Source organism: Streptomyces sp. NBC_01320, assembly GCF_035974375.1.
Taxonomy (GTDB): domain Bacteria; phylum Actinomycetota; class Actinomycetes; order Streptomycetales; family Streptomycetaceae; genus Streptomyces; species Streptomyces yanii.
The window spans coordinates 8,320,638-8,337,009 of the sequence record NZ_CP108390.1 but is presented as its reverse complement, the minus strand read 5'-3'; the positions used below and the strand labels follow the sequence as shown (position 1 = coordinate 8,337,009).

The 16,372-nt window shown below is 67.7% G+C and carries 9 protein-coding genes; 2 read left to right on the top strand and 7 right to left on the bottom strand.

Features of this window, described 5'->3' with window-relative positions; genetic code table 11:
• Window positions 1-7: 7 nt before the first annotated feature.
• A complete protein-coding gene (pyk, locus tag OG395_RS37910) occupies window positions 8-1,441 on the bottom strand; it encodes a pyruvate kinase (RefSeq protein ID WP_327246967.1) in 1,434 nt (477 codons plus the stop codon).
• Between the two features lie 125 nt (window positions 1,442-1,566).
• Window positions 1,567-2,271: an SIMPL domain-containing protein gene (locus OG395_RS37905; protein ID WP_327246966.1), complete on the bottom strand. Its 705-nt coding sequence runs from the start codon at window positions 2,269-2,271 to the stop codon at window positions 1,567-1,569.
• A 134-nt stretch (window positions 2,272-2,405) separates the two neighbouring features.
• Here OG395_RS37905 and OG395_RS37900 point away from each other — a divergent pair, with 134 nt between their 5' ends.
• Window positions 2,406-4,205 carry a bifunctional metallophosphatase/5'-nucleotidase gene (locus tag OG395_RS37900; RefSeq protein WP_327246965.1) on the top strand — a complete coding sequence of 600 codons (1,800 nt, stop codon included), beginning with the start codon at window positions 2,406-2,408 and terminating at the stop codon, window positions 4,203-4,205.
• 86 nt (window positions 4,206-4,291) lie between these two features.
• Here OG395_RS37900 and OG395_RS37895 read toward each other — a convergent pair whose 3' ends face one another.
• The 5 genes from OG395_RS37895 to OG395_RS37875 form a co-directional block, all read right to left on the bottom strand.
• A complete protein-coding gene (locus OG395_RS37895; RefSeq protein ID WP_327246964.1) occupies window positions 4,292-5,701 on the bottom strand; it encodes a lysine N(6)-hydroxylase/L-ornithine N(5)-oxygenase family protein in 1,410 nt (469 codons plus the stop codon).
• The gene (locus OG395_RS37890; protein ID WP_327246963.1) at window positions 5,698-7,104 is read right to left on the bottom strand and encodes a pyridoxal phosphate-dependent decarboxylase family protein; all 1,407 of its coding nucleotides are present in this window, start codon (window positions 7,102-7,104) and stop codon (window positions 5,698-5,700) included. The genes OG395_RS37895 and OG395_RS37890 overlap by 4 nt, the downstream gene beginning before the upstream one ends.
• A 224-nt stretch (window positions 7,105-7,328) precedes the next feature.
• Window positions 7,329-9,833, bottom strand: coding sequence for an aminopeptidase N (pepN, locus tag OG395_RS37885; RefSeq protein ID WP_327246962.1), 2,505 nt, complete (start codon window positions 9,831-9,833; stop codon window positions 7,329-7,331).
• Window positions 9,834-10,480: 647 nt separating this feature from the next.
• Window positions 10,481-11,641, bottom strand: coding sequence for an ROK family protein (locus tag OG395_RS37880; RefSeq protein WP_327246961.1), 1,161 nt, complete (start codon window positions 11,639-11,641; stop codon window positions 10,481-10,483).
• A 346-nt stretch (window positions 11,642-11,987) separates the two neighbouring features.
• Window positions 11,988-14,393, bottom strand: a complete 2,406-nt coding sequence (locus OG395_RS37875; protein WP_442818638.1) for an OmpL47-type beta-barrel domain-containing protein — start codon at window positions 14,391-14,393, stop codon at window positions 11,988-11,990.
• A gap of 755 nt (window positions 14,394-15,148) precedes the next feature.
• Here OG395_RS37875 and OG395_RS37870 point away from each other — a divergent pair.
• Window positions 15,149-16,126: a multicopper oxidase domain-containing protein gene (locus tag OG395_RS37870; protein WP_327246960.1), complete on the top strand. Its 978-nt coding sequence runs from the start codon at window positions 15,149-15,151 to the stop codon at window positions 16,124-16,126.
• Window positions 16,127-16,372: the final 246 nt, after the last annotated feature.

Sequence of the window (16,372 nt, the reverse complement as noted above, 5' to 3'; positions counted from 1 at the left end):
GACCGATCTACCGGGGGCTGTCGTCCTCGCCGATGTGGTGCACGCGCACCAGGTTCGTCGACCCCGCGACGCCCGGCGGTGAGCCGGCCGTGATGACCACGATGTCGCCCTTCTCGCAGCGGCCGATCCGCAGGAGCTCCTCGTCGACCTGGGCGACCATCGCGTCCGTGGAGTCGACGTGCGGGCCGAGGAAGGTCTCGACGCCCCATGTGAGGTTCAGCTGGGAGCGGGTGGCCGGGTCCGGGGTGAAGGCCAGGAGCGGGATGGGTGAGCGGTAGCGGGAGAGGCGCTTGACCGTGTCGCCGCTCTGGGTGAAGGCGACGAGGAACTTCGCGCCGAGGAAGTCGCCCATCTCGGCGGCTGCGCGGGCGACCGCGCCGCCCTGGGTGCGGGGCTTGTTGCGGTCGGTGAGCGGGGGCAGGCCCTTGGCGAGGATGTCTTCCTCGGCTGCTTCGACGATGCGGGACATCGTGCGGACCGTTTCGATGGGGTATTTGCCGACGCTGGTCTCGCCGGAGAGCATCACCGCGTCGGTGCCGTCGATGACGGCGTTGGCGACGTCGGATGCTTCGGCTCGGGTGGGCCGGGAGTTGTCGATCATCGAGTCGAGCATCTGGGTGGCGACGATGACCGGTTTGGCGTTGCGCTTGGCCAGTTTGATGGCGCGCTTCTGGACGATGGGGACTTGTTCGAGGGGCATTTCGACGCCGAGGTCGCCGCGGGCGACCATGATGCCGTCGAATGCGGCGACGATGTCGTCGATGTTCTCGACGGCCTGGGGTTTTTCGACTTTGGCGATGACGGGGAGGCGGCGGCCTTCTTCCTCCATGATGCGGTGGACGTCGTCGATGTCGCGTCCGCTGCGTACGAAGGAGAGGGCGATGACGTCGGCGCCGGTGCGCAGGGCCCAGCGGAGGTCTTCGATGTCCTTTTCGGAGAGTGCGGGGACGGAGACGGCGACGCCGGGGAGGTTGAGGCCTTTGTTGTCGGAGACCATGCCTCCTTCGATGACGGTGGTGTGGACGCGGGGGCCGTCGACGTCGGTGACTTCGAGGGTGACGCGGCCGTCGTCGACGAGGATGCGTTCGCCCGTGGTGACGTCGGTGTGGAGGCCTTCGTAGGTGGTGCCGCAGCTGTTGCGGTCGCCTTCGATGGGTTCGACGGTGATCGTGAAGCTGTCGCCGCGTTCAAGGAGTACGGGGCCCTCGCGGAAGCGGCCCAGGCGGATCTTCGGGCCTTGAAGGTCGGCGAGGATCCCGACGCTGCGTCCGGTTTCGTCGGAGGCTTTGCGTACGTGGCGGTAGCGCTGTTCGTGTTCGACGTAGGAGCCGTGGCTGAGGTTGAAGCGGGCGATGTCCATTCCGGCTTCGACGAGTGCCTTGATCTGCTCGTATGTGTCGGTGGCTGGGCCCAGGGTGCAGACGATTTTTGCTCGGCGCATGGTTTGAGCCTAGACCTTACCTACGGGTAGCGAATTGGGTCTGCGTGTCGTCTCAACAACCTTTGGGTGAAGGGTTATTGACAAGTGTTTAATTGTGCAGCGGGGTGCTCTGATGAGCATTGTTTTCAGAGTTTTGGGGGTTCCATGGTGAAGCGGGCGTTCACCTGGGCGTAGACGGTCTGTCGTTGGGGTTCGAGGTCGAGGGCGGGGGGCGTTTCGGGTTCTGCTCCGCCGTATGCGGCGCGGCCGCGGAAGCTGCCGGGTGCGGCGGGCATGGACGGGAGGGGGGCGGTGTTCTCGGCGCCGAGGTCGGCGATCTCGAGGAGGGCGGTGAGGTGGGTGCCGAGGGCGTCGGCGTATTCGCGGGCGCGTTTGAGGGCTTCTTGTACGGCTTGGCGGCGGGCTTGGGCGTGGGCGGGTGAGTCGGGGCGGAGGTTCCACCAGGGGCCGTTGATGCGGGTCATGTCGAGGTCGGCGATGCGGGTGGTGAGTTCGCCGAGTGCGGTGAAGTCGCTCAGTACGGCGGTGATGTGGACGCGGCCGTGGTAGGCGCGGATTTTTTCGTCGCGTCCGCGTGAGGTGAGTTCGGGGGTGATGGAGAGGGCGCCGGTTTCGAGTTTCTCGACAGCTTGTCCGTAGGTGCGTGCGAGTTCGAGGACGTTGGTGTTGCGTCGTGTGAGGTCTTCGAGGGCTGTTCGGCGGTCTTTGCCCCGGGCGGTGACGGTGATGGTGATATGGGCGGTTTCGGGGTCGACTTCGAGGCGGGCTTCGCCGCGGACGGCGACGCGGGGGTGGTCGGGGGTGCCGTAGGGGGCTGGTGTGTGGGTCATGGGTTCACTGTCGCATCGGGGTCTGACCCGTGTGGTCATCAGATAGAAACCTGCAAGGGGTGTTGCGGGGCGCGCCGGGTGAGTCATTATCTACGCGCGTTGTGCACTACGAGATCTGATCTGTGGGAGACGAGATGCCGCTGAACCGTAGGACGTTTCTGGGCACATCGGCTGCGGCCGGGGCCGGTGTGGCGATGGCTGGGGGTGTGGCTGTGCCTGCCGAGGCCCAGGGTCGTGGGTCCGGGCGTCCGCCGAAGCGGTACTCGTTCACGGTGATGGGTACGACCGATCTACATGGGAATGTCTTCAACTGGGACTACTTCACGGACAAGGAGTTCGACGACAAGGCGCACAACGATGTGGGTCTGGCGAAGATCTCGACGCTGGTGGAGCAGGTCCGTGCGGAGAAGGGCCGTCACAACACCCTGATGATCGATGCGGGTGACACGATCCAGGGCACTCAGCTTTCGTATTACTACGCGAAGATCGATCCGATCACGGCGCAGCGTGGTCCGGTGCATCCGATGGCGCAGGCGATGAACGCGATCGGGTATGACGCGGCGGCGCTGGGCAACCATGAGTTCAACTACGGCATTCCGGTGCTGCGGAAGTTCGAGGAGCAGTGTGATTTTCCGCTGCTGGGTGCGAACGCCCTGGATGCGAAGACGTTGCAGCCGGCGTTCACCCCGTATGTGATCAAGCAGATGCGTACGCCGCACGGTCGGGATGTGAAGGTGGCGATTCTGGGTCTGACGAACCCGGGGATCGCGATCTGGGACAAGGCGAATGTCAGCGGCAGGATGGTGTTCCCGGGGTTGGAGGAGCAGGCGGCGAAGTTTGTGCCGCGGCTTCGGTCCATGGGGGCGGATGTCGTGATCGTGTCGGCGCATTCGGGGACCAGTGGGACGTCTTCGTACGGTGATCAGGTTCCGTACGTGGAGAACGCGGCGGCTCTGGTGGCGGAGCAGGTGCCGGGTATCGATGCGATTCTTGTCGGTCATGCTCACCTGGAGATCCCCGAGTACTTCGTGGAGAACAAGGAGACGGGCAAGAAGGTGGTGCTCTCCGAGCCGTTGAAGTGGGGGCAGCGGTTGACGCTGTTCGACTTCGATCTGGTGTGGGAGAAGGGCCGCTGGGTGGTGGAGAGTGCGGGTTCGCGGGTGTTGAACTCGAACGTGGTGGCGGAGGACCCGAAGATCACGGGGTTGCTGGCGGATGAGCACAAGAAGGTTGTGGCGTACGTCAATCAGGTGATCGGTACGTCGACGGCGGCGATGACGACGGCGGAGGCGGCCTGGAAGGACGAGCCGATCATTGATCTGATCAATGTGGTTCAGGCGGAGACGGTGAAGGCGGCTCTGGCGGGTGGCGCGTACGCGTCGTTGCCTGTGCTGTCGCAGGCGTCGTGTTTCTCCCGTACGGCGCAGATTCCGGCGGGGAATGTCACGATCAAGGATGCGGCGGGGCTGTATCCGTTCGAGAACACGCTTGAGGCACGGTTGCTGACGGGTGCGCAGATCAAGGATTATCTGGAGTTCTCGGCTCGGTATTACGTGCAGACGGCTGCGGGTGCTCCGGTGGATACGGCGAAGTTGACGAATGCGGACAACACGCCGGACTACAACTATGACGCGGTGTCGGGTCTGACGTATGAGATCGATATTGCGAAGCCGAATGGTTCGCGGATTGTGAATCTGTCGTTCGAGGGCAAGGCGATCGATCCGGCGGCGGAGTTCGTGCTGGCGGTGAACAATTATCGGGCGAGCGGTGGGGGTAACTTCCCGCATGTGCCGGGTGCGAAGCAGCTGTGGGCGAATTCGGAGGAGATCCGGAACACGATCATTGGCTGGGTGCAGGCGAAGGGTTCGGTGGATGGTACGCAGTTCGCTTCGGTGGACTGGCGGCTGACGCGTGATGGTGTGCCGGTGTTCTAGTGCCCCTGTCGGCATGAGCGGTTGGGTGGGTGTGGCGGCCGTCTCCTCTTTGAGGGGGCGGCCGCCTTTTGTTGTGGGTGCGGGGGTCAGTTGCCTTGGACGAGGGGGATGAGGGCGGGGTGCTGGTGGGGGATGTGGGGGGTGTTCTGGGGGGTGAGGCCGAAGGTGGTGAAGGCGGTGCGTTGCGGGAGGGGGTAGGCGTTGGTCCGGGTGAGGTTGTTGAGGATGGTGGCGCTGCGCCAGGCGGCGAGTCCGAGGTCGGGGGCGCCGACGCCGTGGGTGTGGCGTTCGGCGTTCTGTACGTAGATGTTGCCGGTGACGATGGGGTCGAGTTCGAGGCGGAACTGGGCGTCGATGCGGGGTCGTCCGGCGGCGTCGCGGCGGATGTGGGGGGTGAGGCCGGTGAGGAGGCGGTCGAGGGGGCGTTCGCGGTAGCCGGTGGCGAGGACGACGGCGTCGGTGGTGAGGCGGGTGCGGGTGTTCTGTTGGGCGTGTTCGAGGTGGAGTTCGACGCGGGTGTTGGCGAGGCGGCCGGCGGTGCGTACGTGGACGCCGGGGGTGAGGGTGGTGTCGGGCCAGCCGCCGTGGAGGGTGCGTCGGTAGAGCTCGTCGTGGATGGCGGCGATGGTGTCGGCGTCGATGCCTTTGTGGAGTTGCCATTGGTGGGGGATGAGTTCGTCGCGTACGGATTCGGGGAGTGCGTGGAAGTAGCGGCTGTAGTCGGGGGTGAAGTGTTCGAGGCCGAGTTTTGAGTACTCCATGGGGGCGAAGGCGCCGGTGCGGGCGAGCCAGTGGAGTTTTTCGTGTCCGGCGGGGCGGGCGCGGAGGAGGTCGAGGAAGATTTCTGCGCCTGATTGGCCGGATCCGATGACGGTGATGTGTTCGGCCTGGAGCAGTTGTTCGCGGTGGTGGAGGTAGTCGGCGGAGTGGATGACGGGGACGGATTCGGCTTGGGCGAGGGGTTTGAGGGGTTCGGGGATGAAGGGTTCGGTGCCGATACCGAGGGCGATGTGGCGGGTGTAGGCGCGGCCGAGGGCTTCGACTTCGCCGTGGGTGTCGAGTTGGGTGAAGTCGACTTCATAGAGGGTGCGTTCGGGGTTCCAGCGGATGGCGTCGACTTGGTGGCTGAAGTGGAGTCCGGGGAGTTGGTCGGTGACCCAGCGGCAGTAGGCGTCGTATTCGGCGCGTTGGATGTGGAAGCGCTCGGCGAAGTAGAAGGGGAAGAGGCGGTCGCGGCTGCGTAGGTAGTTGAGGAAGGTCCAGGGGCTTGAGGGGTCCGCCAGGGTGACGAGGTCGGCGAGGAAAGGGACTTGGAGGCTGGAGCCGTCGATGAGGAGTCCGGGGTGCCAGTGGAAGGCGGGGCGTTGTTCGTAGAAGGTCGCGGCGAGGGGGTGGATGCCGTGGGCGAGGGCGGCGAGGGAGAGGTTGAAGGGGCCGATGCCGATGCCGACGAGGTCGTGTGGCTGGCCGGGGTCGGGGGTGGGTCGGTCGGTCATCGGGGTGGGTTGCCCTTCTGGACTGTGTGGGTGAGGTGGGTGATGAGGTCGAGGAGGGTTTGGAGGTCGTGGCGGGTGGTGTGGGGGTTGAGGAGGGTGGCTTTGAGCCAGAGGTGGTTGTCGGCGTGGGCGCGGCCGAGGACGGCTTGGCCGGTGGTGAGGAGGGTGCGGCGGACGGTGGCGACGGTGTGGTCGGTGGCGTTGGTGGGGCGGAAGAGGACGGTGGTGATGGTGGGTGGTTGGTAGAGGTCGAGGGTGGGGTTGTGGGTGATGAGGTCGGCGAGTTGGTGGGCGGTGTTGATGGTGTGGTCGATGAGGTCGGCGAGTCCGGTGCGGCCGAGGGCTTGGAGGGTGACGGCGATTTTGAGTGCGTCGGGTCGGCGGGTGGTGCGCAGTGAGCGGCCGAGGAGGTCGGGGAGGCCGGCTTGGGTGTCGTCGTGGGCGTTGAGGTAGGGGGCGTGGTGGTGGAGCGGGTGGAGGTGGTGGTGGTCGGGGACGGCGAGGATGCCGGCTGATGCGGGCTGCCAGCCGAGTTTGTGGAGGTCGAGGGTGACGCTGTGGGCGCGGTCGAGGCCGTGGATTTTGGTGCGGTGGGTGGGGCTGAAGAGGAGTGGTCCGCCGTAGGCGGCGTCGATGTGGAGTTCGGCGCCGTGGGTGGTGCAGAGGTCGGCGATGTCGTCGAGGGGGTCGATCTGGCCGGTGTCGGTGGTGCCTGCGGTGGCGGTGACGAAGAGGGCGCGGTGGGGGCTGTGGAGCCGGGTGAGGGCTTCTTCGAGTGCCGTGAGGTCCATGACGCCGGTGGGGGCGGGGATGGTGTGGGGTTCGGGGAGGCCGAGGAGCCAGGCGGCGCGGGTGATGCTGTGGTGGGCGTTGGCGCCGGTGAGGGTCTGTACGGCGCCGTGGCGTTCGCGGGCGAGGAGGAGGGCGAGCTGGTTGGCTTCGGTGCCGCCGGTGGTGATGAGGGCGTCGGGGTGGGGTTGGTGGGGGTAGATCTCGGCGGCGAGTGCGGTGGTGGTGTCGGTTTCGAGGGTTGAGGCTGCGGGTGCTTGGTCCCAGGAGTCCATGGAGGGGTTGAGGGCGGAGGCAGCGAGGTCGGCGGCTGCGGCGAGGGCGAGGGGTGGGGTGTGGAGGTGGGCGGTGCAGTGGGGGTGTGCGGGGTCTGCGGCGCCTTGGGTGAGTGCGGTGATGAGGGTGCGGAGGGCGTGGTGGGGGCCGGTGCCGTGGTCGGGGATGAGGGGGTGGGTGGCGTGGTGTATGTGGTCGGTGACGGTTTGGGGTCCGCCGGCGGGTAGCGGGCCGTGGCGTTGTTGGGCTCCGTCGTGGAGTGCGGCGAGGACGGTGTCGAGGAGGGGCCGTAGGGCGGCGGGGCCGGTGGTGCCTCCGGCGAGGGGTGGGGTGGGCATGGTGGTGGGGTCCTTCGGGCGCGCGTGGGTGGACGTGTCAGCTTGTCCGGGTTTCTGGTGTCGCGGCCGGTGAGCTCGGTGATCTGAACTCGAAAGGGGGACGGGTGGTGGCTGTGGGGGTGGTGGTGGGGGGCGGTGGTGGTATGGGTGTGCCCGGCTTCCCCTCGGTGGTGAGGGTGGGCCGGGCACGGATGGTGCGGTGTGTGGTGGTGGGGGTGGTGGGGTCAGTGGGCGTTGCGTACGGCGAGGGCGCGGCGGAGGTCGTCGATCTGGTCGGCGAGCCTGCGGCGCAGGGCGGGGATGAGGGTGTTGCCGTCCAGTACTTGTTCGCCGAGCTGGAGGTTGTCGGCGGTGATCGCGTAGGTGGGGAAGGCGTGGCGTCCGGCGGCTTCGGCGATGGCGGGGCCTCGGCGGGTGGCGAGTTGGGTGGCGTCCGGGTAGTAGCGCGGGACGTAGTCGCTGGTGAGGTCGGTCTGTTCGGCTTGCCAGAAGCCTTGTGCGGTGGCGATGAAGAGGTAGTTGGAGAGGGTGTCGTCGTTGAACAGGGTGTCCCAGGCGGCGGCTTTGGCTTCGGGGGTGGGGAGGGCGGCGCGGCAGCGGGCGGCGCCTTCCTGTCCGGTGGCGCTGGGGTCGTTCTCGAGTTCGGTGGCGATGGTGCTTTCGTCGATGGCGCCGAGGGTGGCGAGGCGGGTGAGGATGCGCCAGCGGAGTTCGGGGTCGAGTTCGGGTCCGCCGGGGACGGTGCCGTCGGTGAGCCAGGTCTGGATGGTGTCGGGTTGGGTGGCGGCGTCGATGAGGTGGCGTACGGCGGTGAGGCGGAGGCCGGGGTTGGTGCCGTCTTCTGTGCGGCGGATGAGGTCGCGGCAGAGGGAGGTGAGGGTGGCGAGGGCTGCGGGGCGGTTTTCGGGGGTGACGTAGCGTGCGGCGATCTGCGTGCCGGCGAAGCCCAGGACGCCTTGGAGGAGGGCGAGGTCGGTTTCGTACGGGAGGTGGGTGCGGGCGGTTTCGAGGTAGGTGGCGGGGTCGAGTTCGCCGTCGCGGACCATGTCGCGGGCGCTGTTCCAGATGACGGCTCGGGTGAGGGCGTCGGGGATGCCGGAGAGGCTGCGTACGGCGGTGTTCCAGGAGGGTGCGTCGGGGCGGATCTTGGCGTAGGTGAGGTCGCCGTCGTTGAGGACGAGGAGGGCGGGGCGGCGGCCGGGGCGGGTGGTGGGGGTGCCGTCCTGGGGGATGTCGAGTTCGAAGCGGTCGCGGAGGACGAGCTGGTCGGGGCCCGGCTGGGTGTCGAGGGTGTGGTCGTAGGCGCCGACGGCGATGCGGTGGGGGCGGGTGCCGTGGTGGTCGACGGTGAGTGACCAGGTGGTGTCGGTTTCTTCGACGTGGGGGGTGAGGGTGTCGACGCCGGTGGTGCGGAGCCATTGGTCGGCCCAGGCGTGGACGTCGCGGTCGGTGGCGGAGGCGAGGTTGTCGATGAAGTCGGCAAGGGTGGCGTTGCCGAATTTGTGGCGGGCGAAGTGGGTGTTGATGCCGGCGAGGAAGTCCTTTTCGCCGAGCCAGGTGACGAGCTGGCGGAGGGCGGATGCGCCCTTGGCGTAGGAGATGCCGTCGAAGTTGAGCATCGCGGATGCGGTGTCGGGGACGGCGGCGGGGTCGGGGGCGACGGGGTGGGTGGTGGGACGCTGGTCGGCGTCGTATCCCCAGCCCTTGCGGGCGACGCCGAAGTCGACCCAGGTGTCGGTGAAGCGGGTGGCTTCGGCGAGGGTCTGGTAGCCCATGTATTCGGCGAATGACTCGTTGAGCCAGATGTCGTCCCACCAGGCGAGGGTGACGAGGTCGCCGAACCACATGTGGGCCATTTCGTGGGCGATGACCATGCCGCGGGTCTGGCGTTCGGTGTCGGTGACGGCGGAGCGGTAGATGAATTCGTCGCGGAAGGTGACGAGTCCGGGGTTCTCCATGGCGCCGGCGTTGAATTCGGGGACGAATGCCTGGTCGTAGGAGTCGAAGGGGTAGGGCTCGTCGAATTTTTCGTGGAAGCGGTCGAAGCAGGCGCGGGTGATGTCGAGGATTTCGTCGGCGTCGGCGTCGAGGTGGGGGGCGAGGGAGCGGCGGCAGTGTATGCCGAAGGGCAGTCCGGCGTGCTCGGTGGTGACGGAGTGCCAGGGTCCGGCGGCGATGGCGACGAGGTAGGTGGAGATCAGTGGGGTGGGAGCGATGGTCCACTGGCCGTTGCCGGTGTGTTGGGCGATGCCGTTGCCGAGGACGGTCGAGTTTTCGGGGGCGGTGACGGTGAGCGAGAAGACGGACTTGAGGTCGGGCTGGTCGAATGCGGCGAAGACGCGTTGGACGTCTTCCATGAAGAGCTGGGTGTAGAGGTAGGTTTCGCCGTCGGTGGGGTCGGTGAAGCGGTGCATGCCTTCGCCGGTGCGGGAGTAGCGCATGGCGGCGTCGATGCGAAGTTCGTGTGCGCCGGGGGTGAGTGCGGTGAGGGGGAACCGGTTCTCGGTGAGGTCGGCGGGGTCGAGGGGCTGTCCGTCGAGGGTGATGGAGCGCAGGGTGGCGGGCTTGAGCTCGACGAAGGTGTCTCCGGCCGCGAGTGCGGTGAATTGGATGACGGTGCGGGAGTCGAAGGTGTCGTCTCCCGTGGTCAGATCGAGGTCGATCGTGTACTTGTCCACGTCGAGGAACTGGGCTCGGGTCTGCGCTTCGTCGCGCGTCAGTACGGACATGGATCCACTCTGCCGCATGGGATGCGGGGGTGCACAGGTGGGTTCTCGCAGGGCTGAGCCGGTGCGTGTGCGCGGGGTGTGTACGCGGGGCGGGGTCGGCGGGGCGGGTTCGCGGGGCGGTTCCACGCGGCGGGTCCGCGGGGTCAGTGGCGCAGCGCGCGCCGAGCAGCAGTCCGACGCCGCCGGTGGCCCGGTAGAGGCCGAGGGTGGCCGCCGAGAGCCCGAGTTCGCGGACGATGAGCACCGGCATCATGGTGTTGAGGATCTGCGAGCCGAGGGGGGTGAGGGCCGCGAAGAGGGCGAGGGCCCGCAGTTCCCCGCCCCCGTGGACAGCCGTACGCCCGCGGCGACCTGGACGCGCAGCGGCTCCCTCGCCGGTGCCCGGCCGGCCGGTGCGGTCCGCTCCCGTAGCCACAGGAGGCGTGCCGCCGAGGTCAGGTACGAGGCCGCCGCCGGCGCCGCGCCCGGCGGCATTGGCGGCGGCCATGAAAGACCTCCACCGGCAAGATCCAGAAGTTCGTCCTGCGCGACCGGGCGTGGGCCGGGGCGGAACGCAGGATTCAGTAGCGCTCCGGTCGGCCCCGCTTTCAAGGCGCGGTACGTCGCGGGGCCCGCCTCACCACGGGTTCCGGCCGCGTATCGAAGCGTCAGGCCGGTGAGAAGATGTGGTTGCTGATCAGCCGGGCGGCGCCGACGACGCCGGCGACCTGGCCGAGTTCGCCGAGCACGATCCGCAGGTTGCCGGTCGCCAACGGCAGCGACTGACGGTAGACCTGGGTGCGGATGCTCGCCAGGAGGTTGTGGCCGAGTCCGGTGAGCCCTCCTCCGATGACCACCAGGCCGGGGTTGAAGAAGCTGACCAGGCCGGCGATGACCTGACCGGTACGGTTGCCTCCCCAGCGGATCAGATCCAGGGCCGCGGCGTCCCCGGCGGCCGCGGCGGCCGACACGTCCTCGGGGGTCAGCGTCCCGGCAGATGCGAGCCGTCCGGCCAGCTCCGTCGAGCGGCCGGACTGGGCGAACGCGGTCGCGTCGCGTACGAGGGCGTTCCCGCCGAAGTAGGCCTCCAGGCAACCGGTGTTGCCGCAGGCGCACCGCGGCCCGTCCGGGTCCACCTGGATGTGGCCGATGTCGCCGGCACTGCCGGTGATACCGCGGTGGACTTCGCCGCCGACGACGATGCCGCAGCCGATGCCGGTGCCGAGCTTCACGCACAAGAAGTCACGTACGGACCGGGCGACGCCGGCCTGCTGCTCGCCCAGGGCCATCAGGTTCACGTCGTTGTCGACGAGGACGGGGCAACCGAGCTCCTGGCTCATCGCCTCGCGGACGGGGAAGCCGTTCCACCCGGGCATGATCGGCGGCGCGACGGGGACACCCTCCGGGAACCGGACAGGTCCCGGCACGCCGATCCCGGCACCGTCGAAGTGTTCCGCCGACGTCACCTCGCGCAGCTTGGCGACCAACGCCAGCACCCGCTCGAAGACCGCGACCGGGCCGTCGCGCACGTCCAGCGGCTCGGCCACGTGGCCGAGGACCTCCAACTCGGCGTTGGTGACCGCGACATCCACGGAGGTGGCGCCGATGTCCACGCCGAGGAACCGCAGCGACGGGGCGACCCGGACGTTGTGCGAGCGGCGGCCGCCGCGGGAGGCGGCGAGGCCGTCCGGGACGACCAGACCGGTTTCCAGCAGCCGGTCGATCTCGAACGCGAGCTTGGAGCGCGACAGCTCGACCAGGTCCCCCAGGGCGACCCGGGACTGCGGGCCGAGGTCGCGCAGGAGGTGCAGCAGCCGGGCCTGATGCATATTGGCCGGTCGAACCGTCGTACTCCTCACGCCGCCCCCGTCGTGGTCAAGCCGTTCGCATGCCCGGTGCTTGGGGCGCGAATTCTACCGGACCGTAGCACCGTGCCGTCGACGGCAAAAGAAACCGAGTCACAGGACTTTCATCAGCAGTTGGACAGAGCCGGTTCGAAGCAGAACAGTCTCGTTGCCGCCCCGGCTCTTGCAGAGGCGGCCAGGCCCGATGGGGTGGAGCACGTCCAGCTCTCCACCCCATCGGTTTTGGTGCGTTGTCCGGTTCGCTCGGCAGGCCGCCGCCGCAGCCGGCCGAGGCACACGGCTCAGGCGGCGTCACCGCCCGGCCGTGAACTCAGCGACCGGCGAGACTGTGGTTCGGCATGCCGACGTCGGACTGGCCGGCCGCCTTCTTGATCAGGGCGGCCTCCCGCTGGTCCAGGACTCCCTCCTTCCGCAGCGTCGTGACGATCTCCCCGACGTGTGAGACGAACGCGCCGTGGTTCTTCCAGGCCCGGTGATCCTCGATCAGCTCGTTGACCGTGCAGCCGTTGGTCGTGACGCGGTTCGCGACACCGGTGTTGATCGAGCCGGTGAACACGGTGGAGCGGTCGTCCGTTTCAGGACAGTCGGTCGGCGGCTTGCTGTCGACGATGGTGAGGGACAGCGACTGCGGCGTGGAGGTGTTACCGGCCTTGTCGCTGGCCCGGTAGAGCAAGGTGTGGCTCCCGGCTCTGCCGATCGCCACCGGGGCGGAGTACTGCAGGTAGGGGCCACCGTCGAGGGAGTACTCGATCCTGGCCACACCCGACTCCGCGTCCGAAGCCGTCACCGTCACCGTCGCGCTGCCGACGTAGTCACCGGAGTCGTTCTTCGTGCCGGATACGGAGGCCGACACCTGCGGCGGCGTCCTGTCCGCGGGCGGAGCCGCCACGACGGTGAACTCCACCGACTGCGCCGACGAGGTGTTGCCCGCCTTGTCCGTCGCTCGGTAGGTCAGCGTGTGCCGGCCCAGGGCGTCGACGGCAACGGGCGCCGTGTAGTTGCGATAGGACGCGCCGTCGAGCGAGTACTCGATTCCCGCCACGCCCGAATCGGCATCGGAAGCGGTCACTGTGACCGTCGCGCTGGACACGTAATTCCCGGCGGAGTCCTTGGTTCCGGACACGGTCGCGGAAGTGTCGGGCGGCGTGGTGTCCTTCGGCGGCTCCGGTGCCACGACCGTGAAGTCGACCGACTTCACCGGCGAGGTGTTGCCCGCCTTGTCCGTCGCTCGATAGGCGAGTCTGTGCTGGCCTACGCTTTTGACTTCAACCGGCGCCGTGTAGCTGCTGTACGACGCGCCATCGAGGGAGTACTCGATTCCCGCCACACCCGACTCGGCATCGGAAGCGGTCACTGTGACCGTCGCGCTGGACACGTAATTCCCGGCGGAGTCCTTGGTTCCGGACACGGTCGCGGAAGTGTCGGGCGGCGTGGTGTCCTTCGGCGGCTCCGGTGCCACGACCGTGAAGTCGACCGACTTCACCGGCGAGGTGTTGCCCGCCTTGTCCGTCGCTCGATAGGCGAGTCTGTGCTGGCCTACGCTTTTGACTTCAACCGGCGCCGTGTAGCTGCTGTACGACGCGCCATCGAGGGAGTACTCGATTCCCGCCACACCCGAATCGGCATCGGAAGCGGTCACTGTGACCGTCGCGCTGGACACGTAATTCCCGGCGGAGTCCTTGGTTCCGGACACGGTCGCGGAAGTGTCGGGCGGCGTGGTGTCCTTCGGCGGCTCCGGTGCCACGACCGTGAAGTCGACCGACTTCACCGGCGAGGTGTTGCCCGCCTTGTCCGTCGCTCGATAGGCGAGTCTGTGCTGGCCTACGCTTTTGACTTCAACCGGCGCCGTGTAGCTGCTGTACGACGCGCCATCGAGGGAGTACTCGATTCCCGCCACACCCGACTCGGCATCGGAAGCGGTCACTGTGACCGTCGCGCTGGACACGTAATTCCCGGCGGAGTCCTTGGTTCCGGACACGGTCGCGGAAGTGTCGGGCGGCGTGGTGTCCTTCGGCGGCTCCGGTGCCACGACCGTGAAGTCGACCGACTTCACCGGCGAGGTGTTGCCCGCCTTGTCCGTCGCTCGATAGGCGAGTCTGTGCTGGCCTACGCTTTTGACTTCAACCGGCGCCGTGTAGCTGCTGTACGACGCGCCATCGAGGGAGTACTCGATTCCCGCCACACCCGAATCCGCGTCCGAAGCGGTCACTGTGACCGTCGCGCTGGACACGTAATTCCCGGCGGAGTCCTTCGTCCCCGACACCGTCGCCGACGTGTCCGGCGCAGTGGTGTCGTCGCCGGGCGCTGCGGTGACAATGAGCTCACCCGTCATCATCTGATGGCCCGGCATCGCGCAGAAATAGCGGTAGATACCAGGTTTGAGGGTGACTTCGGCCGTGTGCCTGCCTCCCTCGGAATCGAAGGGGCTCGCCAGGATGTTGAGGCTGACGTCGTTGTTGTAGTCGGGGTTCGAGACGTCGAACGTCAGGGTGTGCGTCAACCCCGTCGTGTTGCCGGTCGCCGCGCTGCTCTCGAACACAATGGTCGTCTTGCCCGCCACCGCGGTGGTGGGGGCTGACGTGTACTTCATGTAATCGTCGCCGGCCGTCCAGGTGAGCACCTGGGTCGCTGCGGTCTCCTCCGCGCGATTCGCCGCCGCGTACGCGGCCGGAACGGCCAATGCGAAAGCTGTGAAGACAACGGCCATCAGCGCCATCAGCACCGGATGCTCGCTGAATCGGTCACGTAGCGCGGATCTTGAGGGGGGCGGATCCGTCTGGGCATGGAGCAGTCTTCTGAACACCGCTGCACCTTTCGGGAATTCGCTTGTGCGGCACCGCGCAGGACTCGCGGTCCCGCCGGGTGGACGATCAGCCGCCGGGATGAGCGCGTTCGAGACGCGAGTACTCCGCTCACCGGACCGGCGCCCTGGACGGAACGGGGCGGGTGCCGCGCTTCGGTAGTCGCCCGCGCGCGACGACGGCGGAGGCCGCCGTCACTCACGCACAGGCGGCATCCACCCCTGTCGCTGCGAGGCCGCTGGCATCGCGAACCCGAGGGCGGGGTTCACGCAACCTCATTCAATGCGGCAACGAGGGGAAGTTAGCGGTTCTTTTGACTATCCGCCAAGACCTATGACGAGAATCCAACCAACTTTGACCTGAGTCTGGAAAAACTGGATGCGTGCTCGCTACGGTGTCCAGGTCCCGAGGCGAATCCCCTTCGCCCAGCCGATCCGATCCCGGCCGTAGCCGGCACATCGAGCCAAGCCGGACCGCGTCCACCGGGTCCGGCCAAGTCGGACCGTCTCCACCGGAGTTCGGTCCGGCGACCGCCCCGCCTGTCTCGCGGGGCCGAACGCCCGGCGCACCACCGCGTACCGCCGTGACGGGACAGCTGCCGTCGGCGGCGACTCACACCACGACGACGAAACGCCTTCGGGCACCTTCGCGTTTCGAGGATTGGAGAGCGATGACCGACTCAGGCGCAGGCACGAGACACCTCTTCTCCCGGCGAGCGTTCGCCACCGGCGCGGCCGCCGCGGCGGTCGTTCCCACGGTGCTCGGCACCTCCGCCGCCGCACCGAAGGACAAGCCCGGTGAAGGAAGCGGTCAAGGAAACGGCAAGGGCACCGTCCGTGAGCTGACGCTGTACATGGAGAACCTGCCGAACGGGCAAATGGGTTACGGCCTGGAGCCCGGTAAGGCGTCGATTCCCGGCCCGCTCATCGAGCTGACCGAGGGCGACACGATGCGCATCGAGGTCGTCAACAACCTGGACGTCGCCGCGAGTCTGCACGTGCACGGTGTGGACTACGACGTCGCCAGCGACGGCACCAAGATGAATGACAGCGTTGTCGAGCCGGGCGCCCGGCGGACCTATGTCTGGCGCACCCACGCCCCGGGGCCGAATCACGACGGGACGTGGGAGGCCGGCAGCGCCGGCTACTGGCACTATCACGATCACAACGTGGGGACCGAACACGGCACGGGCGGCCTCAAGAAGGGCCTGTACGGCCCCGTGATCGTGCGCCGCAAGGGCGACGTGCTGCCCGACAAGCAGTTCACGGTCGTGTTCAACGACATGACGATCAACAACAAGGCCCACCACGACACCCCCACCTTCACGGCCGTCCGCGGCGAGCGGGTGGAGTTCATCGTCATCACCCACGGGGATTTCTTCCACACCTTCCATGTGCACGGCCACCGCTGGGTGGACAACCGCACCGGGATCCTGCAGGGTCCGCAGGACGTGAGCCGGGTCATCGACACCAAGACCGTCGGCCCCGCGGACTCCTTCGGGTTCCAGGTGATCGCGGGTGCCCGGGTCGGCGCAGGTGCCTGGATGTACCACTGTCACGTCCAGAGCCACGCGGACATGGGCATGGCCGGGATCTTCCTCGTGACCGAGGCCGACGGCACGGTCCCCGGCGGCATGCCCCACCACTAGAAGGCAGCGGCGGGGTCCTGATATGGGCTCCGCCCCCGAAGCCACGCCCGTCAGGCCTGCCTGACGGCCTGACGGGCGTGTACCAACCTGCCGCCGGTCGGTCCTCGCCCGCCGGGACCGGAGGCGAACCTGACCTCCCTGCTCCGGCACCCCGTCCTTCCCGGGCAGCGTGACCGCCCGCGAAAGCCGTCGCGCCCGGCGCATGCCGGGCGGGGCACCTGCGGCAGCCCTCGCTCCATCCCCTGA